This is a genomic window from Gaetbulibacter jejuensis (assembly GCF_039524015.1).
GTDB lineage: Bacteria > Bacteroidota > Bacteroidia > Flavobacteriales > Flavobacteriaceae > Gaetbulibacter_B > Gaetbulibacter_B jejuensis.
This window is the reverse complement of record NZ_BAAAGF010000001.1, coordinates 445,574-464,903: the sequence shown is the minus strand read 5'-3', so window position 1 is coordinate 464,903 and position 19,330 is coordinate 445,574. Positions and strand designations below refer to the sequence as shown.

Below are 19,330 nucleotides of genomic sequence, written 5' to 3'. Positions count from 1 at the left end.
TTTAAAAACTTATAGTGCCAATCTTTTTTTTAGTCTAGAAATTAAGCTTTTTCTTGAGCTTAGTGTTGGTTTTAATTGAATAGGTGTGCCTTGAAGGAAACTGTAGGAGTATTCCTCGTTGTTATATCTCATTCCTTTATTTGGGATAAAATATGAATGAATCATGTTTTTTTCAATAAACATTTGGTTGTCCTTATTCTCCAAAAGGAGACTTTTTATGAATAGTTTTTCTTTTTTTAAATTTCCTTTAAAAGTGAATTGAATGTCTATAGGTTCTGCGTTTAAGCAAAACTCAACAAAATCCCCATCAGTTATGGCTTTTGCCCTTTGTGTTTTGTTATTTTTATCTGTAAAAAATAATTCTATTGTTTTTTTTTGCTGCATTAAAACCTCTAATCTAATTCTAAACTTAAAATCCTCTCCATTACAACAGTCAAAACAAGAGGTTGTACTAAGAGAAATTATAAATAACAAAAAGTAAACTTTAAATATATGCTTCATAAAAAATGCTCAAATATATGAATTAAATATACTAATAATGTAGTACTAAAATTAATCTTATTACTTTAGCAATCAAATTAATTTGATTGAAATCAATGAAAATTGGAATAGATGCCAAGTGGTATTTTAATGGACACCCAAGCGGAAAGGTTGTTGTAGAAAACCTTGTAAATAAGATTGTTGAGATTGAACCCTCTAACGATTATTATCTTTTTTTAGACAAAAAAGACAAAAACCTTATATTTCCTTTCAGACAAAGCAATGTACATCTAGTTTATGTACCTAATATAATTAATGCATTTACAAATTTTTTTATCCTTCCATTTTATACTAATAAGTATAAACTAGATGTATGCTTTTATCAAAATTATGCTCCTTTGTTTGGGGCAAAAAAAAGAGTTAACTATGTTCATGATGCCTTATTCATGGATTTCCCAGAATATTTTACTTTTTTCGAAAGGGTTTATTTTTGGCCAATGAAATATCTATCTCGGCTTTCAGATCATATAATAACCATTTCTAATTCTGAAAAAGAAAGGATGGCAACTCATGGGTTTTCAAAAAAAGAAAAAATAAGTGTTGTCCACCATGGTTTAGGTTTATCAAAAGAAAATAGCTCATTATCTAAAGACGTTGATGTATTTAAAAAGTATAAACTTCCTAAAAGCTATATTTTATATCTCGGAAGATTAAATGTTCGTAAAAACATACAATCTCTTTTAAAAGCTATGCCCAACATAGATGATAATACTGCTTTGGTAATTGTTGGTAAAGATGACCATAAAACAATTGATTGGGATTCGCTTATAAAAAAATTAAATATAACAAACCGTGTTTATAGGTTAGGTTTTGTTCCTGAAGAAGACATTTCTTTTTTGTATAAAAACGCTAGTGTTTTCTGCTTCCCTTCTTTTGCTGAAGGTTTTGGATTGCCGCCTTTAGAAGCTATGTATTATGGAACTCCTACGGTTGTTTCCAACACAACATCTTTACCTGAAGTTTGTGGTAATGCTAGTCTTTATGTGAATCCTAATAATGAAGAAGAAATTGCTAAACAAATAAATAAAGTGCTATCAGATGAGTCTTTTAGAGAATCTTTAATTTTAAAAGGAAGGTCGCGAATAAAGTCATTTAGTTGGGAAAAAGCAGCTAAAGAAGTTTTAACTATTTTAAAATCTATTTAATTCTTTATGGATTTATCAATTATCATTGTTAATTATAACGGAGAAAAATATTTATCTGACTGTTTAGAGTCTATTGAAAAACAATGCCAAGGTTTTTCCTATGAAATTATAATTTGGGATAATGACTCTAAAGATAATTCTATTGAATTTTTACAAGACAATTACTTTGATAAAATAAAGCTTATTGCTTCAAAAGATAATTTAGGGTTTGCGGGAGGAAATAATGCTGCTGCAAAATACGCTAAAGGAAAATATTTACTATTGTTAAACAATGATACTATTTTACTAAAGTCTCCTAAGCTTGCAATAAAATTGATGGAAAAAGAAAGCAATGTTGGGGTCGTGGGAATGAAAATGTTAGGCAGTGAAAAAGAATATAGGTATTCTGCAGGAAGGTATCCTAACCCAATAAGATTATTAAAATTGTCTCTTTTGTTTGAAAAAAGAGGGAGTTTTAAAACTGGGCGTTTTAAAACTAAAACACCAAAAACAATCGATTGGATTGAAGGTTCTTTTTTATTAACTAAAATAGATATTTGGAAGAAATTAAAAGGACTAGACGAAAGGTTCTTTATGTACGCTGAGGATATTGACTATTGTAAAAGAGTAAATGATCTAGGTTATTTATTAAAATACATTCCTATAAGTGGTTATATTCACTATGGTGGATATGGGGACAGTAGGCAACATATGCTAAAAAAAAGCTTAAACCTTTATGTGGATATACATATAAATGGAATAAGTAAAATTTTATCTAAATTAGCATTAATTATTAATTTTAAGTTCAAAGATGCTAAAAGGTCTTTTAAAAAAAATTCTTGAGAAAAACGGTAAAAATTATACACCAGATCCTAATCTATCAGATAAATTTATTCTACAAGTGTTTAAATCACGTTTTATAATGCTTGTAAGAGGTCTTTACTTTTTTCAACATAAGATTTTTATTGGTAAAGCTGTAAAAATAAAAAATAAAAGCAACTTTAAATTTGGGGCAAATTGTACACTAGAGAAATATGTTTCAATTGATTGCTATGCTAAAAATAGTGTTGTTTTCGGAGATACAGTTAAAATAGGAGCTTACTCTACAATAGGTGTTACTAGCCATATGTCCAAATATGGTTTAGGCTTGAAGATAGGTAACAATAGTGGTGTGGGTGAATATTCTTTTTTTGGTTGTTCAGGAGGTGTTGTAATTGGAAACGATGTTATTATGGGTCCTTATGTAAGTTTTCACTCAGAAAATCACAACTTTTCAGATAATTCTAAACTTATTCGAGAACAAGGTGTAACTTCTGAAGGGATTGTACTTGGTAATAACATTTGGGTAGGAGCAAAGTCTACTTTTTTAGATGGTTGTGAGATTGGCGACAATTGTGTTGTTGCTGCAGGCTCTGTTGTAAGAGGCTCTTTCCCAAAAAATGTAGTTATTGGTGGAGTTCCTGCTAAAGTTTTGAAATCAATATAATATGTGTTTATAGCCTATCTAGTCGTAGCCATAATTCTTTATTTGAGCCTTAATAGAAGTATTAAGCCACTCTTTTTCTTCATCATTCAAAACATTTTTCCAATTTCCTATTTTTCCTTTGTTAAACGTCGAGCTTTTTGAAGAGAAAATATTGTCACAAATGTTATTTAGTTCTTTATCTTCAATTTCAACTGAAATGAATTGAGATATTTTATTTACAGCCTCTATTTGTTTTTGTTTGTCCCCACCTCCATTAGGTCCAATAAGATGCTCGAATTTCACACACAAAACTTCTTGTTGATCCTTCCAGGTTTGAAACTTATTTAACACTTCAGGAAAAGGTTCTAATACGTCTTTATTTCCTTCAATCATTGCTTTTAGCTTATCTAACCTGGTATCATATTGCTTAATAAATTTGTGAGACTTTTGTGTCGTATCCATTTTTTCTATGTAGTTCAAATGAGATAAAAGTACATCTCTTGGGTCTCGTACAAGGTGAATTATTTTTACATCATTGTTGTTTGCTGTTTTTAATATAGAATCATGATATTGCATATGAGACAGCAAAAATTGTCCTTTTTTTAATGATGATATAGTTGGTAGTTTAGACTCTATTGGATTTTGTGTTTCTATTTTAAGTGTTCTTTTTCCACAATGCCTCATTAATGGTAATTGGAAAAACAAACTCTCTAGAAGGTGTGTTCCTGACTTAGGTAATGAATTTAATACAACTTTAGGTCCAATTTCTCTTCCTAATTTTTGAGATTTTTGTAATCCATGTAAAAAGATTTCCTTTTTCTTTAAAATATAATATTTATATTTTTGATATTTGTTGCTTGCCTTCATTACAATTATTTATTGACATTATTAAAATATACATTAATCCAAAAAACATAATTCCTCTTTGCCTCCATAATACAGACTCTGTAAAAAACAAAGCTATAGTAATAACGGTAAACGGAAAAACAAAATTAAGGTATGCGCTTTTTTTTACTAAAATTATCAAAACTAATACAAACAAAATAAACCCTATTAAGCCTAATTCTGTTAAAACCTGTATATATTGATTGTGGAAATTATAAGATTGAAAAACTTCAGGTGTATTTAGGCGTTTATGTATTACTTCTATCTCTTTTTCTGAAGCATCAAGACCAACACCAAATACATATTCAAAAGGTCTATCAACAATTTCTTTGAACACTCTAATTTGAAGAAGCCTAGCTTCAAGCCCTGTATATACTCGTCCTTTTTTAAATGATTCATTTTTGAAAATCTCGATATAGGAAGTACCAAACTCACTCGTAAATCTATTTTGAAGCGGCTTAACAAAAACAAGAGCGCTTAAAGTTAAAAGCACTACCACCAATAAACTCAAAGCCTTTAAAAACTTACTTTTTATTCTAAAAAAAATAATTCCCAAACTGGTCAAAATAGTAGTAAAAAGTATCGTTTTTGAACTTAAAAAAACCAAGAAAATAAATAAAAAAGATACGATAGTAAAATCTTTAATGCCTTTTCTTAATGTATTTAATTTAAACAAAAAAATTGAAGAAATAATATATGAAACATAGATGGCGTTTAAATTTAAAGGAGATACCAAATCATGATAAAACAGGAAATTTCTATATTGGTATTTTTGGTACTTTAGTATGGCCATTAAGAACAGTATAACTCCTAAAACACATAATAAAACAGCATATTTTTTAAGCATTAATCGAAATTTTTGTTCTGATATCTCAGGTAAAAAAACACCAACAAGGGCAAACACAAATAAAGGAAGTTGCCTGCCAATACCATGCAATGTTGAGCTCAAATCTTGAGACCACAACAAAGAGATAAAAAAGAGAACAGAAAAAAACAACAAAGGTAAAGCTAGCTTATTGAAACTAAACTTTCTTTCTTTTATAATCCAAACAAAAGAGTATATAGCCCAAATAACAAAAGTTAGGCTACTAAAAAAATACCCAAATGGAATAGAAACAAGCAATAACAAACTCACTCCAAAAAACCCTGAATCCCAAGATTTAGTTATGTTGATCATTACGACACTGAATTAAATAGTCTAAATACTGCTCATTTATTATTGGCCAATTATATTTTTCTCTAATTTTAGAAATATTGTTCTCTATTTTAATTAGATTATCTTGTTTGTTAATTGATGTCATTAAATTTGATACCTCATCTGCAGATTTAAAATAGAATGCGTCTTCTTCTAAAATAGCTTTGTTGAATACATTTTTATGTGCAGCAATTAAAGCTCTAGAACCCATAGCCTCTAATAAAGATGGGTTTGTACCTCCAACTGAATGGCCATGAAAATACAACTGACAGTAACACCTTAAATGATTTAAAAAATTTAAATCATATACAGCTCCTATAAAACGAATGTTTTTGTTTTTAGAAAACTTCTCTTTTAAATATCTTCCAAAAATAGTTGTTTCGGCATTACCTACTACACAAAAGGTTTTTTTAGAATTGCTTTTCACAAAACCATCCAATATCATTTCTATATTGTTTTCAGGTTCCATTCTTGCTATTAACACAAAATATTCATTAGGAATCAAATCATAATTAGCAATAATTTTTTCATTTGAAGGCGAAAAGATACTAGAACCGTAGGCTATAAATTTAGATGTTACATCATACTTTGTCTTTATATAATCTTGAATTCCTATTGAGTCTGAAATTAAATAGTCACTTGTTTTAATAGCCCATTTTTCAGCATACATTAAAAACTTTTGAACTTTTTTAGAATATTTGCTTCTTTTCCATTCCAAACCATCCATATTTGTAACTATTGTTGCTTTTTTAGGAAGAAACCTTCCCCAAACCGAACTACTCGTATACCCTAATTGCAATATAATGTCAAAGTTTCTTTTTCTTGCATCTTTTATGCAGTTTAAGTCATAAATAAACTGTCCTACTGTTCCTATTTTGTTTTCTGGATCATAACAATGAATTAAGGTAACGTCCTTATATTTTTTTTCTTGATACGGATGGTTATGAGAGTTATATACAAATACATCATGGCCTTCTTTTTGAGCATAAACAGCAAAAAACTCCGCAAACTGTTCAAAGCCACCATGATGATTAGGTATCCCTCTTGTCCCTAAAATCCCTATTTTCATATATGCTTATTCTTTAAAAGTAAACTTTCCTTTTTAATCTTTAACCCAAGCATTAAACCTAATAAAATGGCTAAGGTATAACCCATATTATAAATTCCTGTTATTACTAACGTAGAAAAAGTAAGATACATACCCAATCCTGAAATTATCCTATTAAACATTATACTCTCATAAGCAGGTGTGCTTTTATAAATACCTGCATATAATGAATGTAACCAGAACAACAAAAATAAAAGACCTAATACACCTGATTTAAAAATCACATATACATAGCCATTATGGATATGGGGAATAAATTGTAAATCCGATTCTCCTAATGGAGCTTCAAACCCTAAATCTACTAATCCTCCTAAACCCATTCCGGAAATGTAAGGTAACAGGCTACCTTCGTTGCCCATCGTATCAAATGCTTTTTTGGCTTCGTAAGCCCTCCAACCATCCCAAAGCTGGCTGTGGTCAGAAGTATCTATTTCAGAATCAAAAATCTCTGAAGGAGCCATTTGTAGTTTATAAAAAAAAGATTCGATTCCTGTTGCTTGTCGATCAATATCCATAAACTGTAGGGACACCATAAATGTCACAAAAAATGCAAACACTCCGATTAAGTAAATGACTTGTTTTTTATTTATTTGAGTAAATCCATAAAAAGATATTAAAAAGATAGCCAAAGCAATAAATGTAGTTCGAGATAAGTATAGTGTGATTGAAATAAAAACAACAACAATAAACCACCTTTTAAATCTTTTAGAAAACAAATCAAACTCTTTCTTTCTCAGAAAAACTACAAAAACACTAAAAATAAAAGCCTCAAAATCACTACCCTTCCCTCCAATATATCTAATTAAAGCTGTATCCCATTCTCCTTTTAAAAATATTATGATAGTTAAGATATGAATAATGGATGTAATAAAACAAATAAGCACTAAGGCTTTTAAAATAAATCTTTTATTATTGAACATTTGCACAAAATAACACCCAAAACAAATAGCTATTATTGGCTTTGTTAAATATAAGGTGTCTTTTATAATATCATAAAATTGAGGATTGTAAAACACTGAGCTAAATAAAGCTATAATAAAAATAGCTATCAGTGGTAATATCATATTTAAAAAGTCAGTATATACCTTAAATCTTTTTAAAAAAAAGTAGGCGCTAAAAAAAAATAAGACTATAAATTTTAATTCAACTCCTGTTTTTGAATTAAAAAAATACAGTAATAAAAAAAACATTACTGCTAAAAGTTTATCTTTTGATATTTTAATACTCGTTATTCTTTCCAAATTGATAAGTTTAATTCAAGCTTTTTTTCTAGCATTTCAACTTCTTCAATATAGTACTTTGAAAAAAATTCTTTCTTACTTTCTAAAGATAATCTATCTTTTTTTCCCTCTTTTAAGTTAAGTGACTCTAAAGATTGCATAATTTTTCTTTTAAAATCTCTAGATTTTATAAACTTTCCTATTAATTTCTTAATGACATTATCTTTATATATAAACTTTTGTATTTTTTTAAATCTAGGAGATGATGCAGGGTTACTTATTCTACTAGTATCATAAGAATACTTTGGAAGCCCTATAAAGTCAGAAATCTCGTTAATACTTTTCTCTGTATTCTTGATAAAGTCTTCAAAAAGTACTATTTTAATATTATCAATGCCGAAATATTTTTCAAAAGCTAATATTTGATTTAAATAATAACCCCTAGAAAGATAACTATAATGCATCGCATCTGAATCGGTTTTTATACGATCTTTTTCTAAACTTAAGGCTTTTTCAAAAGTTAAGCTTTCTAATCCTCTTCTTTTAGTCATAAGATAATGAGAGTATGCTCTATCTATAGGGTTTCTAATTATAAATAGAATTTTAGTCTGACCAAAAGTTTCATATATACGCTTAGCAGAGTCTTTGAAGTAAGAATACTCTGGGTCAACCTCTCCAATGAACTTTGATTCGTCCCTTTCTTTAAAATAGTTATTAATATAATAGTCTTTACCTTTAGCATAAAAACTTTCATTTGAAAAAAAATGAGTTTCTTTTTTACTTGGTAAACATAAGTCTGGATGCTGGCTTAATATGTCATGAAGCGTTGTAGTCCCTCCTTTTTGTGTGCCTATACAGAAAAAATCAATTTTATTCATCTCTATATTTTATAATTTTAGCAGGCACTCCTGCAACGATTGCGTTTTCTGGAACCTCCTTGGTTACCACAGAATTAGCCCCTATTATTGCTCCTTCATTTATTATAACTCCCTTAGTTATAACAACTCCATACCCTATCCAAACATTGTTCTTAATAAAAACTGGAGAAGTATTAAACCCTTGTTGAATCATAAGTTTTTGGGTGTTAGAAAAATTATGATTAGTGTCTCTTATTGATACACCATCAGCAATCATAACATTATCGCCTATCTCAACATGTTCATTAACGCCAATTACTGAATAAGAACTTATGTATGAATTCTTACCTAAAACTAACTTACCACTACCTTGAATTATAACATCATGTTTGATTCCTGCATTCTCTTTTAAGTGGATAAATAGCTTTTCATTTTCTAAATAAAATGGTTGAGCACTAACTCTACAATCAACATAAGCTCCTTTTTCTAATTTAACTAAACCATAATTAAACACCTTAAACCATAAAGTATTCAATCTTCTCTTTAACTTAAATCTTAGTTTATGAGTGAAATATATCATAATTTAAAAAAGGCATAAAATCCATATTTTCTTTTAATATAAATGATGCATAGTATATTAATTATCATACTTGATAATAGACTAGCTATCGCAGCGCCTTTAATACCTGAGCTTTTTATTAAATAAAAATTTAATATAACATTTATAAATGCACTAATTAATGTAAAGTTTCTAAACTGTTTTTGATTATTTGTCATATTCAACACTTGACCAACACTTCCTGACATTGCATTAAAAAGCATTCCCAGTGAAATGATAACTAATGTTTGACTTCCTATTACAAACTCATCTCCAAAAAGTAATAAGATTTTTGTTCTAAACAAAATTAATATCATTACTAATGGAAACGCTACCCATGTAATTAATTTTGTTGCTTTTTGAACTTCTATTTTAATTCCTTCTATATTATTATCTGAAAATAATTTAGCTATTTTTGGCGCAAGAACAGTGTTAACGGAAGCAATTATTATAAGAGCTAAAGACGCTAGTTTAAAAGCAACATTATAAACCCCTAACTCACTCTTACTTACCATAGCGCCTAACATAAAAGTGTCGGTCCAATTTGAAATAAACAAAAAAGAAGCACTAATCATCATTGGCATAGATAAATTTAGAATTGACTTATAACTAATATTCTTTTTTATATTTAATGGTATATTAAAAAAAGAAAAAAGTAGAATTAACCCAAATATACCATAAGAGAGTAAAAACCCTAATATTATATAATAACCAGGAAGTTTAAATTGGTATGCAATTAATACACAAATTAAAATTAACAAGTTTGGAAAAAAGAAATAGTAGTTTCCAAATTTTGTGAACTTTTCTTGTACTGTCAAAAAACTAGCCGTTGTTTTATGTAAAACAAACATAAAAAAGAAAATACTTATATAAAGTAAATAGTTTGAAAATTTTTGATTGTTAAATACTTTTATGGCAATTAAATCTTTAAAAAAATAAAGTAAAACACCAAAGATTAATGATGCTACAAAAGTTAAGATAATAGACTTCTTTAAAAAGTTAGACTGAAGTACCCCTTTAAAATAGTGATCATGGGTTGACCCTAACTTAACAATTGCTGTGTCCAACCCTAAACCAAAAAACATTGCCCCAAAACTAATAAACATTTGCCCTAAAGATACCAACCCGAAGACTTCAGCTCCAAATAGATTTGTGGTTAGCATTATCCATAAAAAACTTAAAACTAAACCTAAAACTCTTCTTAAAAATACATTTCCAGAATTGACAAAAAGCTTTTCTAAATCAAATATTGCAAGAAGCTTATTAGCTTTGTTTTTTATTTTAGTTATCATAGTAACTATCAGTTAACTCTAAAAAAATACAGCTAACTAAAAGAACATATTTCTTTAAAGGTTTAACTGTAAAGTATCTTCTTTTAGAAAAAATTAAGATCAATTTTATTCTCTAAAGCCTTTCTTGAAAAAAACATTGGTTTCTGTTTTTCGTTTTTAATTGCTTTAATAGAGTTATTCTCTTTGTTATACAATGCTGCCTTATTATGTGTAAAAAACTGGTAGAACAAACTATCAGGTACATCTATTTTATTATCCCCATAGCTTAAAGATACTTTGTTTATTTTTAAGACTTGATCTCCATTCTCTCCAAACTTCACTAAAATTCTCGTTGGAAGGATTTCTTCTGGTAAATTGAAATTTATTGATTGATTACCATTTGAGCCTAAAACTTCTTTTTCTAACGACTGCTTTTTAGATATTTGTTGGGTTTCAGGAGTTAAGTAGTAAAAAACTATTTTGTCATCACTTTTAATTTCAGCATCTAACTTAAAAGAAAAAAAAGGTCTGTCTTTTTCTTTTGTAATCTCTTGAGAAGGACCTACATCTTCTTTATTCGACTCTTTCTTTTCTTTACAAGAAAAGATGACTAAAAATAGAGCTGTTACAATAGTAAATATTCTTTTATTCATAATTCATTTATTAGATTAAACTATCATTCCTGCAGCAACGGTCTCATTTGTTGCATCATCTACTAAAATAATACTTCCAGTAGTTCTGTTTTCTCTGTAAGCATCAATCATTAACGGCTTTGTAGTACGTATTTTAACTTTAGCAATATCATTCATTGCTAAATCACTATCTTCACTATTACGTTCTAAAGTATTTATATCGTATTTGTAAACCACTTCTTTAATCATCGCTTTTTGATCGTTAGAAGTATGCTTAATAGTATATTTTGCTCTAGGTTTAGCTGCACTATTATTTAACCAGCATAACATCACCTCAATGTCCTGAGAAGGCTCTGGTTTATTGTTTGAACGCACAATCATATCACCTCGACTAATGTCTATATCGTCTTCTAAGGTAATAGAAACTGACATTGGTGCATAAGCTTCTTCTAATTCTTTATCATGAAGATTGATACTTTTTACTTTTGAAGTAAAACCTGAAGGCATCACAGTAACCTCATCACCTTTTCTTAAAATGCCACTTGCTACACGACCTGCATAACCTCTATAATCTATAAACCCTTCACGTTGTGGTCTTATTACAGTTTGTACAGGAAAACGTGCATCTACTTTATTAATATCACTACTAATATGCATAGTTTCTAAAGTATGTAGCATTGGTGCTCCTTGATACCAAGGCATATTTTCTGATTTGTTTACTACATTATCTCCTAACAGAGCCGACATTGGTATAAAACGAACATCTTTAACGAGCATTTTTGAAGATACTTCTTCAAACTCAGAAACAATTTTATTGAATACGTCTTCAGAAAAATCAACCAAATCCATTTTGTTTACACAAACAATAATGTGTGGTATTTGCAATAACGACGCAATAAATGCGTGTCTTTTAGTTTGCTCAATGACACCATGTCTTGCATCAATTAAAATGGTTGCTACGTTAGCTGTTGATGCTCCAGTAACCATATTACGTGTATATTGAATATGTCCTGGTGTATCAGCAATAATAAATTTACGCTTTGGTGTTGTAAAATATCTGTAAGCAACATCAATGGTAATACCTTGCTCTCTTTCGTCTCTTAAACCGTCTGTAAATAGTGCTAAATCTACACCTTCATGACCTTTTTTCTTACTTGTGTTTTCAATAGCTTCAAGTTGGTCTTCAAAAATAGATTTAGAATCGTATAGCAAACGCCCTATTAATGTACTTTTTCCATCATCTACACTTCCTGCAGTTGTAAAACGTAATAATTGATTGTTGTCTAACATGTTATTCTTTATATGAGATGCCAAATGTAATTGGCATGACAGTTAATGTTTTATTTAATTTTGATTAAAAGTAGCCTTGACGCTTACGGTCTTCCATAGCAGACTCTGATCGTTTATCGTCACTTCTGTTTCCTCGCTCGGTATTTCTCATACCAGCAACTTCAGCCGCAATCTTCTCTAATGTATCTGCATCAGATTCTACACCGCCAGTAATAGTAATATCACCTAACGTTCTAAAACGTATCTTTTTAGTCACCACCTCTTCATGGTCTTCTAGTACTAAAAATTCAGAATTTGGAATCCAAGAGTCTTGTCTCCAAACTACTTCACGCTCATGTGCAAAGTATAATGATGGAATAGCAATATTCTCGCGTTTTATATAGTTCCAAACATCCATTTCTGTCCAGTTACTTATTGGAAATGCTCTAAAGTGTTCTCCTTCAAAATGCTTTCCATTGAAGATATTCCACAGTTCTGGTCGTTGGTTTTTAGGATCCCATTGCCCAAAATCATCTCTATGAGAGAAGAAACGCTCTTTGGCTCTTGCTTTTTCTTCGTCACGACGTCCACCACCAATAGCACAATCTATCTTATTGGCCTCAATAGCATCAAGAAGTGTTGTAATTTGAAGTGCATTACGCGTAGCATTTTTCCCTTTTTCTTCAGCTACACGACCTTCGTCTATAGATTCTTGTACAGAACCAACAATAAGCTGCGCGCCTAATTCTTTAATAATATCATCTCTAAACTGAATGGTTTCTGGGAAATTGTGACCAGTATCAACATGCATTAATGGAAATGGTATTTTAGCAGGATAGAATGCTTTTTTTGCTAAATGCGTTACCAAGATAGAATCTTTTCCTCCTGAAAATAAAATTACTGGGTTTTCAAATTGTGCCCATACTTCGCGTAAAACAAAAATTGCTTCACTCTCTAATTCATCTAAATAATTTAAATAATACTTACTCATTGTTGCTTTGACAATTTTGGTGTTATGTAATCTACAATTCGTTGCGTAGCTGCTTCAACTGATTCGTTTTCTGTTTTTATTTCAATATCAGGGTTTTCTGGCGCTTCATAAGGCGCTGAAATTCCTGTCATGTTTTTTATTTCTCCAGCTCGAGCTTTTTTATAAAGCCCTTTTACATCACGTCTTTCACATTCTTCAACGCTGGTATTAACAAATATTTCGACAAAGTTAACATCTTTAACGATACTTCTAATGTTCTCTCTATCTTTTTTGTAAGGTGATACAAAAGCTGCAAGTGTCACTAAACCAGCATCAACCATTAAATTGGCCACTTCTGCAATTCTACGGATATTTTCAGTTCTATCTTCTGGAGCAAAGGTTAAGTCTTTATTAATTCCTTTTCTGATGTTGTCACCATCTAGCGTAAAGGTTTTAATACCGTTCTGATGCAATTTCTGTTCAACCACATTAGCGATGGTAGACTTACCTGATCCTGATAATCCTGTAAACCATAATAAAAAAGAATTGTGTCCATTTTGCTTTCGTCTATCTTCTATGGATATTTGATAATCATGGGGAATAATGTTCTCTTTCATCTTATTCTTTTTTTCTTTTACTTAAACCAAAGTTTATTTTATACCAAACACGCTCATGTAAATAATACAATATCATTTTAGTAATCACTTCAGCGAAGCCTATTTGTAAAGCAGCAAGTGGATTACCCGAAATAATCCAAGCTAACGTCATAGTATCTATTGTTCCTATAAACCTCCACGTAATGGTTTTGGCAATATGTCGTTTTCTACTTTCAAGAAGAACACCATCCTTCGATAAATTAATTTTGTACCAAACACGTTCGTGTAAGTAGTATAATACTGATTTTGTTGTGACTTCTGCGAATCCTATTTTAAGACCTGCCAAAGGGTCTCCAGTAACTATCCAAGAGAGAATTATTGTATCTATTGTTCCAACAACTCTCCATGTAATGGTTTTGGCAATATGTCTTTTGTAAGAAACGTCTGCCATTTACTTACTGACTAAAAAGTAGCTGTTTAATAGGTTTTCTTTATTGTATGCTAATGGTTTATTTGTTTCTTTAGAAATAACCTGTAACCCAACAGCGTTACAAATGGCTTGTCCTGCAGCAGTATCCCATTCCATTGTTGGTGCATATCGTGGATATACATCGGCATTTCCTTCGGCTACCAAACAAAACTTTAAGGAGCTTCCTTTTGATACAATCTCAACCTCTTTACCATCTGCTTTCAAGCTTTCTACAAAATCCATCGTGTCTTGGTTCATGTGCGAACGACTACCAACAACCTCAACTTTATCCGAATTGTTATTCTTTGGTTGTAATGGTTGGGCTAATTCTAATATCGTTTCAACAGCAGCATCATGAGACTCTAAATCTACCTTAAAGGCTTCGTTGTTTTTTACATTAGCAAAATAGATGGTTTTTACTGCAGGCACGTAAATAACTCCTAAAACAGGTTTTCCGTTGGTTACTAACGCTATGTTAACAGTAAATTCCCCGTTACGTTTTATAAACTCTTTAGTGCCATCTACTGGATCTACAACCCAGCACGTTTCCCAAGTTTTTCTAACAGCATAATCTGTTTGTTTGTTCTCTTCTGAAATTATTGGAATTCCCGTAGGAATCAGGTACGAATTAATGACATCATTAGCTTTCTTATCTGCCTCTGTTAAAGGTGATTTGTCGTCTTTTATTTCTACATCAAAAGCTGTATCATATACTTGCATGATTACTTTTCCTGCTTCTAATGATGCTTTTATAGCTGTTTGTAACTGTTTATTCATTTTTTATATTTTGTATTGCAGCTATTAAACTATCTCTCCAATAAGGTATTTCTAGTTTAAATGTTATTTCTGTTTTTGTTTTATCTAAAACACTAAAGTGAGGTCGTTTTGCCGGTGTAGGGAATTGAGCAGTAGTAATATTATTTAACTGAATGCTTGAGTTAGTAATATCAAAAATGGCTTTTGCAAAATCATACCAACTAGCAACCCCATTATTACTATAGTGGTAAATCCCATAATCGGAAAGATCATTTTCAATAATGTGTAAAATTGCTTTAGCTAAATCTTTAGCATAGGTTGGTGTGCCTATTTGGTCGCCTACAACACCTAGTTGATCTCTATCTCTAGAAAGCCTAAGCATTGTTTTTAAAAAATTATTTCCGTGTTCTGAATATAACCAAGAGGTTCTTATTATAAAGTGCTCATTTAAAATTTTAGCAATTTCATTTTCTCCATCTAATTTGGTATCTCCATATGCTCCAATAGGGTTTGTGTCATCAACCTCTTTATAAGGCTTGTTGGATGCTCCATCAAAAACAAAATCAGTTGAAACATGTACCAACTTTACTCTATATTCCTTACAAGATTCTGCTAAGTTTTTTGCTCCTTGAACATTAACCTTAAAAGCTGTCTCGTAATCGGATTCTGCTTTATCAACTGCTGTATAAGCCGCACAGTTAATACACCAATCAAACTTGTTTTTTTCGAAGAAACATTCAACTTGCCTCTTGTTTGTTATGTCAAGTTCCGAGGAGTTTACATATTGAATATTTAACAAACCTTCATCTAGGTCTTTAATACACTTTCCCAATTGTCCACCACTTCCAGTAACTAGTATTTTAGGAATCATTTAAAATATGCTTCTATAGTTGGTAAAATTATGTCCTTATCAGACAATTGCGCTTCTTCTAGTTTTATTTTCCAGTCAATATTTAATGAGGGATCATTATATAGAATACCAGCTTCAGACTCTTTATTATAAAAGTTGTCGCATTTATATGAAAAGATTGCCGTTTCACTAAGCACTGAAAAACCATGGGCAAAGCCTCTTGGAACAAAGAGTTGCTTTTTGTTTTTTTCTGTAAGTTCTACTGAAATATGTTGACCAAATGTTGGGGATTCTTTCCTTATGTCTACTGCAACATCCAATACAGCTCCTTTTACAACTCGAACAAGTTTAGCTTGAGCAAACTCTCCTTTTTGAAAGTGAAGCCCTCTTATTACACCTCTTGACGAAAAAGACTCGTTGTCTTGCACAAAATTAACAGACTTTCCTATTAACTTATTAAATGCTTCTTGATTAAAACTTTCAAAAAAATATCCTCTATCGTCTTGAAAAACGCGAGGCTCAATAATAAAGCAATCTTTAAGTTTTGTTTTAGTTGCTATCATTTTTTGTTTTTTATTAAGCCTAATAGATTTTTTCCATAACCACTCTTCATTAGTGGTTTCGCTAAAGCTTTAAACTTTTCTTCTGTAATATATCCCATTTCGTAAGCTGCTGCTTCAATAGAGCCAATTTTTAAACCCTGTCTATTTTCTATTACTTCAACAAATTGCGATGCCTGCATTAAGGATTCAAAAGTTCCTGTGTCTAACCACGCTGTGCCTCTGTCTAAAATACTAACACTTAATTTATTTCTTTTAAGGTATTCTTTATTAACATCAGTAATCTCTAGTTCCCCACGGCTACTAGGTTGAATGTTTTTAGCAATATTTACGACTTCATTGTCATAAAAATAAATTCCTGGAACAGCAAAATTGGATTTCGGTTTTTTTGGTTTCTCCTCTATAGATATTGCTTGTCCATTTTCATCAAATTCAACAACGCCATAACGCTCTGGGTCATGAACCCTATAAGCGTAAATAATACCTCCATCAGGATTATTGTTGCTTTGTAGAAGTTTTGAGAGACCTGTTCCATAAAATATATTATCACCTAAAATTAAGGCAACTTTGTCATTGCCAATAAATTTTTCACCAATAATAAAAGCTTCTGCAAGGCCATTTGGCGACTCTTGCACAGCATATTCAAAAGTACAGCCATACTTTTTACCGTCACCTAATAAATCTTTAAAAAGCGGTAAATCCTTAGGTGTTGAAATTATTAAAATTTCATTAATGCCAGAGTACATTAAAGTAGACAATGGATAATAAATCATTGGCTTATCGTATACAGGCATTAATTGTTTGCTTACAGATAGTGTTAAAGGGTGTAATCTAGTACCAGAACCTCCGGCTAGTATAATTCCTTTCATTGATATTGTTTTTTATAATATGATTGATATTCTCCAGTCGTAACACGGTTTAACCATTCTTGATTGCCTAAATACCAATCGATTGTAATTGACAATCCTTGTTCAAATGTAACGGATGGTTTCCAACCAAGTTCTTTATTTATTTTATTAGCGTCTATAGCGTATCTTAAATCGTGCCCTGGTCTATCTTTTACATAAGTTATAAGTTTCTCAGAAGTGCCTTTTTCTCTCCCAAGTTTTTCATCCATTTGTTTACACAGTAATTTTACAAGGTCTATGTTCTTCCACTCATTAAAGCCTCCAATGTTATATGTCTCCTCATTTTTTCCCTCATGAAAAACTAAGTCAATAGCTATAGCATGATCAACAACATACAACCAATCTCTTGTGTAATTACCATCGCCATAAACAGGTAATGGTTTGTTATTAATTATATTATTTATAAAAAGAGGAATAAGCTTTTCTGGAAATTGATTTTGTCCGTAATTATTAGAACAATTCGTGATTACATAAGGCAAATTATAAGTTTCCCCATACGCCCTAACAAAATGGTCTGAACTTGCTTTAGATGCTGAATATGGTGAGTTTGGGGAATAAGATGTTGTTTCTGTAAATAACCCTGATTCTCCTAAAGTTCCATAAACCTCATCTGTACTTACATGATAAAATCTTTTACCTTCAAAATCATCATTCCACAACTTTTTAAAGGCATTTAAAAGATTGATGGTGCCAATAATATTTGTTTTCACAAATGCTAAAGGATCTTTAATAGATCTATCTACATGAGATTCCGCAGCTAAATGTATAACACTATCAAATTGATGTTCTTGAAAAAGACTATCAATTGTTTCTTCATCATTGATATCGGCCTTAATAAAGTGATAATTCTCTTTATGCTCTACATCCTTCAAATTCTCTAGATTGCCTGCGTAGGTTAAACTATCTAAATTAAAAATATTGTAATTAGGATACTTGTTTACAAACAACCTAACAACATGTGAGCCTATAAAACCAGCACCTCCTGTAATTAATATACTTTTATCACTCATAAGAATTGACATATTTAATGATTTTAACAGATTGATAAATTATACACATTACCAAAAAAGCCAATAGAGGAAAAATCAAAGAATATCTCTCCCAAATTGTTGTATATTTTGCTCCAACGTCTTGGAAACTAGATAAAGTATCAAAAAAGACATCCTCTTCAACCTTTTGTGACTCTAATTCACTTAATTCCCTTCTTAATTTTATTTCTTCTTGAAGAAGATCATACTCTCTTGTGTTTGTTTTCTCTTGAATGAATGACAATCCATCTCTAGTAGTATAAGAGCCATCTTTGGATTTTGACTCTTCTTCCATTACATTCACATATACCTGTTTTAATGAATCAACAACCCTAATAGACGACAAAATTCTTTGCTTCTTAATAGCAATCAAAGAATCTCTCTTTTCCATCTTCTTGATTGAGTATGTGTTGGTAAAAGTTGAGTTTAGTCCATCTTCTAATGACCTGAAAATATCCTTTTTAAATGACTGAACATTAATTTCAAATATATCTCCTGAATAAATACTTCTATTCTCTAAAAACTCCTCAAACTCTACTTCTTGAGCTCTAATACTATCTAGTCCTTTTAAAAAGGTATCGTATTGTTTTATTTGGTCGTTTTCGTTTTCAGGCCCTGGGTGAATTTCAAATTTTATTAATTTTTCAGCATCTTCACCTTTTATACCAAATATTTCAGTTAGTTGCTTATGATCACGCTCTCCAATAAGTGCATTATAATAATTTATATTGGTTACTAACTGAAATTTAGAGTCAAAATAGGGTTTAACTAACATCTGAGACGTATAAACATCAGGTCTTGTTTTTTCTAATGCAAATCCAATAACTCCTGAAATTACTACAACAATTGCTATAATTTTAAAGTTAACTATTATAGCTCGAAGGGCGTAAATAAAAATAGAAAAAATTGACTTAAAAATTGACTTTATAAAGTTATACAGCCTACTAAAAAGTCCTCCAATCATATTAAAGATTTGAATTAAATCTATTTCTTCAGAAGGTGTATGCTCTGGTAAATTTTTACTCATTT

At 30.5% G+C, this 19,330-nt stretch carries 22 protein-coding genes; 3 read left to right on the top strand and 19 right to left on the bottom strand.

The window, feature by feature from the left end; all coding sequences use genetic code 11:
• Nucleotides 1-9: 9 nt before the first annotated feature.
• The gene (locus ABD011_RS02015; protein ID WP_343795367.1) at nt 10-384 is read right to left on the bottom strand and encodes a hypothetical protein; all 375 of its coding nucleotides are present in this window, start codon (nt 382-384) and stop codon (nt 10-12) included.
• Between the two features lie 212 nt (nt 385-596).
• Here ABD011_RS02015 and ABD011_RS02010 point away from each other — a divergent pair, with 212 nt between their 5' ends.
• Genes ABD011_RS02010 through ABD011_RS02000 form a run of 3 tightly spaced genes read left to right on the top strand, consistent with a single transcriptional unit; the run spans nt 597 to nt 3,150 of the window.
• Complete coding sequence (locus ABD011_RS02010) at nt 597-1,685, top strand: glycosyltransferase family 4 protein (protein WP_343795365.1); 1,089 nt, start codon at nt 597-599, stop codon at nt 1,683-1,685.
• 6 nt (nt 1,686-1,691) lie between these two features.
• Entirely contained in the window at nt 1,692-2,507 is an 816-nt protein-coding gene (locus tag ABD011_RS02005) for a glycosyltransferase family 2 protein (RefSeq protein ID WP_343795363.1), read from the top strand.
• The gene (locus ABD011_RS02000; protein WP_262732435.1) at nt 2,476-3,150 is read left to right on the top strand and encodes an acyltransferase; all 675 of its coding nucleotides are present in this window, start codon (nt 2,476-2,478) and stop codon (nt 3,148-3,150) included. The genes ABD011_RS02005 and ABD011_RS02000 overlap by 32 nt, the downstream gene beginning before the upstream one ends.
• An 18-nt stretch (nt 3,151-3,168) precedes the next feature.
• On the opposite strand, the gene ABD011_RS01995 is transcribed toward ABD011_RS02000, so the two are convergent.
• The 18 genes from ABD011_RS01995 to ABD011_RS01910 form a co-directional block, all read right to left on the bottom strand.
• On the bottom strand, nt 3,169-3,996 hold the full coding sequence (locus ABD011_RS01995; protein ID WP_338732250.1) for a sulfotransferase domain-containing protein: 828 nt from the start codon (nt 3,994-3,996) through the stop codon (nt 3,169-3,171).
• Complete coding sequence (locus tag ABD011_RS01990; RefSeq protein WP_343795356.1) at nt 3,965-5,191, bottom strand: O-antigen ligase family protein; 1,227 nt, start codon at nt 5,189-5,191, stop codon at nt 3,965-3,967. The genes ABD011_RS01995 and ABD011_RS01990 overlap by 32 nt, the downstream gene beginning before the upstream one ends.
• On the bottom strand, nt 5,175-6,278 hold the full coding sequence (locus tag ABD011_RS01985; RefSeq protein WP_343795354.1) for a DUF1972 domain-containing protein: 1,104 nt from the start codon (nt 6,276-6,278) through the stop codon (nt 5,175-5,177). The genes ABD011_RS01990 and ABD011_RS01985 overlap by 17 nt, the downstream gene beginning before the upstream one ends.
• Nucleotides 6,275-7,381 carry an O-antigen ligase family protein gene (locus tag ABD011_RS01980; RefSeq protein ID WP_343795352.1) on the bottom strand — a complete coding sequence of 369 codons (1,107 nt, stop codon included), beginning with the start codon at nt 7,379-7,381 and terminating at the stop codon, nt 6,275-6,277. The genes ABD011_RS01985 and ABD011_RS01980 overlap by 4 nt, the downstream gene beginning before the upstream one ends.
• A 164-nt stretch (nt 7,382-7,545) precedes the next feature.
• Nucleotides 7,546-8,415 carry a sulfotransferase family protein gene (locus ABD011_RS01975; protein ID WP_343795350.1) on the bottom strand — a complete coding sequence of 290 codons (870 nt, stop codon included), beginning with the start codon at nt 8,413-8,415 and terminating at the stop codon, nt 7,546-7,548.
• Nucleotides 8,408-8,974, bottom strand: a complete 567-nt coding sequence (locus tag ABD011_RS01970) for an acyltransferase (RefSeq protein WP_343795348.1) — start codon at nt 8,972-8,974, stop codon at nt 8,408-8,410. Before ABD011_RS01970 ends, ABD011_RS01975 begins: the two co-directional genes overlap by 8 nt.
• Nucleotides 8,971-10,284: a flippase gene (locus tag ABD011_RS01965; protein ID WP_343795346.1), complete on the bottom strand. Its 1,314-nt coding sequence runs from the start codon at nt 10,282-10,284 to the stop codon at nt 8,971-8,973. Before ABD011_RS01965 ends, ABD011_RS01970 begins: the two co-directional genes overlap by 4 nt.
• An 83-nt stretch (nt 10,285-10,367) precedes the next feature.
• The gene (locus tag ABD011_RS01960) at nt 10,368-10,916 is read right to left on the bottom strand and encodes a hypothetical protein (RefSeq protein WP_343795344.1); all 549 of its coding nucleotides are present in this window, start codon (nt 10,914-10,916) and stop codon (nt 10,368-10,370) included.
• A gap of 15 nt (nt 10,917-10,931) precedes the next feature.
• Complete coding sequence (gene cysN, locus ABD011_RS01955; RefSeq protein WP_343795342.1) at nt 10,932-12,185, bottom strand: sulfate adenylyltransferase subunit CysN; 1,254 nt, start codon at nt 12,183-12,185, stop codon at nt 10,932-10,934.
• A gap of 64 nt (nt 12,186-12,249) precedes the next feature.
• Nucleotides 12,250-13,155: a sulfate adenylyltransferase subunit CysD gene (cysD, locus tag ABD011_RS01950; RefSeq protein ID WP_131506372.1), complete on the bottom strand. Its 906-nt coding sequence runs from the start codon at nt 13,153-13,155 to the stop codon at nt 12,250-12,252.
• Complete coding sequence (cysC, locus tag ABD011_RS01945; protein WP_343795338.1) at nt 13,152-13,751, bottom strand: adenylyl-sulfate kinase; 600 nt, start codon at nt 13,749-13,751, stop codon at nt 13,152-13,154. The genes cysD and cysC overlap by 4 nt, the downstream gene beginning before the upstream one ends.
• Before the next feature lies 1 nt (nt 13,752).
• A complete protein-coding gene (locus ABD011_RS01940; RefSeq protein ID WP_262732445.1) occupies nt 13,753-14,181 on the bottom strand; it encodes a DUF2061 domain-containing protein in 429 nt (142 codons plus the stop codon).
• Complete coding sequence (cysQ, locus tag ABD011_RS01935) at nt 14,182-14,976, bottom strand: 3'(2'),5'-bisphosphate nucleotidase CysQ (RefSeq protein ID WP_343795336.1); 795 nt, start codon at nt 14,974-14,976, stop codon at nt 14,182-14,184. It abuts the gene before it with no gap.
• Nucleotides 14,969-15,826 carry a dTDP-4-dehydrorhamnose reductase gene (gene rfbD, locus ABD011_RS01930; RefSeq protein ID WP_343795334.1) on the bottom strand — a complete coding sequence of 286 codons (858 nt, stop codon included), beginning with the start codon at nt 15,824-15,826 and terminating at the stop codon, nt 14,969-14,971. Before rfbD ends, cysQ begins: the two co-directional genes overlap by 8 nt.
• Nucleotides 15,823-16,368, bottom strand: coding sequence for a dTDP-4-dehydrorhamnose 3,5-epimerase (gene rfbC / locus ABD011_RS01925; RefSeq protein WP_343795332.1), 546 nt, complete (start codon nt 16,366-16,368; stop codon nt 15,823-15,825). The genes rfbD and rfbC overlap by 4 nt, the downstream gene beginning before the upstream one ends.
• On the bottom strand, nt 16,365-17,234 hold the full coding sequence (gene rfbA / locus ABD011_RS01920; RefSeq protein ID WP_262732449.1) for a glucose-1-phosphate thymidylyltransferase RfbA: 870 nt from the start codon (nt 17,232-17,234) through the stop codon (nt 16,365-16,367). The genes rfbC and rfbA overlap by 4 nt, the downstream gene beginning before the upstream one ends.
• Nucleotides 17,231-18,295, bottom strand: a complete 1,065-nt coding sequence (gene rfbB / locus ABD011_RS01915) for a dTDP-glucose 4,6-dehydratase (protein WP_343795327.1) — start codon at nt 18,293-18,295, stop codon at nt 17,231-17,233. Before rfbB ends, rfbA begins: the two co-directional genes overlap by 4 nt.
• Nucleotides 18,276-19,328: a hypothetical protein gene (locus tag ABD011_RS01910; protein ID WP_343795325.1), complete on the bottom strand. Its 1,053-nt coding sequence runs from the start codon at nt 19,326-19,328 to the stop codon at nt 18,276-18,278. Before ABD011_RS01910 ends, rfbB begins: the two co-directional genes overlap by 20 nt.
• Between the last annotated feature and the right edge of the window lie 2 nt (nt 19,329-19,330).

Coding starts and splice junctions, on each gene's coding strand:
- ABD011_RS02015 (WP_343795367.1), bottom strand. CDS start 384: ATGCAGCAAAAAAAAACAATAGAATTATTTTTTACAGATAAAAATAAC.
- ABD011_RS02010 (WP_343795365.1), top strand. CDS start 597: ATGAAAATTGGAATAGATGCCAAGTGGTATTTTAATGGACACCCAAGC.
- ABD011_RS02005 (WP_343795363.1), top strand. CDS start 1,692: ATGGATTTATCAATTATCATTGTTAATTATAACGGAGAAAAATATTTA.
- ABD011_RS02000 (WP_262732435.1), top strand. CDS start 2,476: ATGCTAAAAGGTCTTTTAAAAAAAATTCTTGAGAAAAACGGTAAAAAT.
- ABD011_RS01995 (WP_338732250.1), bottom strand. CDS start 3,996: ATGAAGGCAAGCAACAAATATCAAAAATATAAATATTATATTTTAAAG.
- ABD011_RS01990 (WP_343795356.1), bottom strand. CDS start 5,191: ATGATCAACATAACTAAATCTTGGGATTCAGGGTTTTTTGGAGTGAGT.
- ABD011_RS01985 (WP_343795354.1), bottom strand. CDS start 6,278: ATGAAAATAGGGATTTTAGGGACAAGAGGGATACCTAATCATCATGGT.
- ABD011_RS01980 (WP_343795352.1), bottom strand. CDS start 7,381: ATGATATTACCACTGATAGCTATTTTTATTATAGCTTTATTTAGCTCA.
- ABD011_RS01975 (WP_343795350.1), bottom strand. CDS start 8,415: ATGAATAAAATTGATTTTTTCTGTATAGGCACACAAAAAGGAGGGACT.
- ABD011_RS01970 (WP_343795348.1), bottom strand. CDS start 8,974: ATGATATATTTCACTCATAAACTAAGATTTAAGTTAAAGAGAAGATTG.
- ABD011_RS01965 (WP_343795346.1), bottom strand. CDS start 10,284: ATGATAACTAAAATAAAAAACAAAGCTAATAAGCTTCTTGCAATATTT.
- ABD011_RS01960 (WP_343795344.1), bottom strand. CDS start 10,916: ATGAATAAAAGAATATTTACTATTGTAACAGCTCTATTTTTAGTCATC.
- cysN (WP_343795342.1), bottom strand. CDS start 12,185: ATGTTAGACAACAATCAATTATTACGTTTTACAACTGCAGGAAGTGTA.
- cysD (WP_131506372.1), bottom strand. CDS start 13,155: ATGAGTAAGTATTATTTAAATTATTTAGATGAATTAGAGAGTGAAGCA.
- cysC (WP_343795338.1), bottom strand. CDS start 13,751: ATGAAAGAGAACATTATTCCCCATGATTATCAAATATCCATAGAAGAT.
- ABD011_RS01940 (WP_262732445.1), bottom strand. CDS start 14,181: ATGGCAGACGTTTCTTACAAAAGACATATTGCCAAAACCATTACATGG.
- cysQ (WP_343795336.1), bottom strand. CDS start 14,976: ATGAATAAACAGTTACAAACAGCTATAAAAGCATCATTAGAAGCAGGA.
- rfbD (WP_343795334.1), bottom strand. CDS start 15,826: ATGATTCCTAAAATACTAGTTACTGGAAGTGGTGGACAATTGGGAAAG.
- rfbC (WP_343795332.1), bottom strand. CDS start 16,368: ATGATAGCAACTAAAACAAAACTTAAAGATTGCTTTATTATTGAGCCT.
- rfbA (WP_262732449.1), bottom strand. CDS start 17,234: ATGAAAGGAATTATACTAGCCGGAGGTTCTGGTACTAGATTACACCCT.
- rfbB (WP_343795327.1), bottom strand. CDS start 18,295: ATGTCAATTCTTATGAGTGATAAAAGTATATTAATTACAGGAGGTGCT.
- ABD011_RS01910 (WP_343795325.1), bottom strand. CDS start 19,328: ATGAGTAAAAATTTACCAGAGCATACACCTTCTGAAGAAATAGATTTA.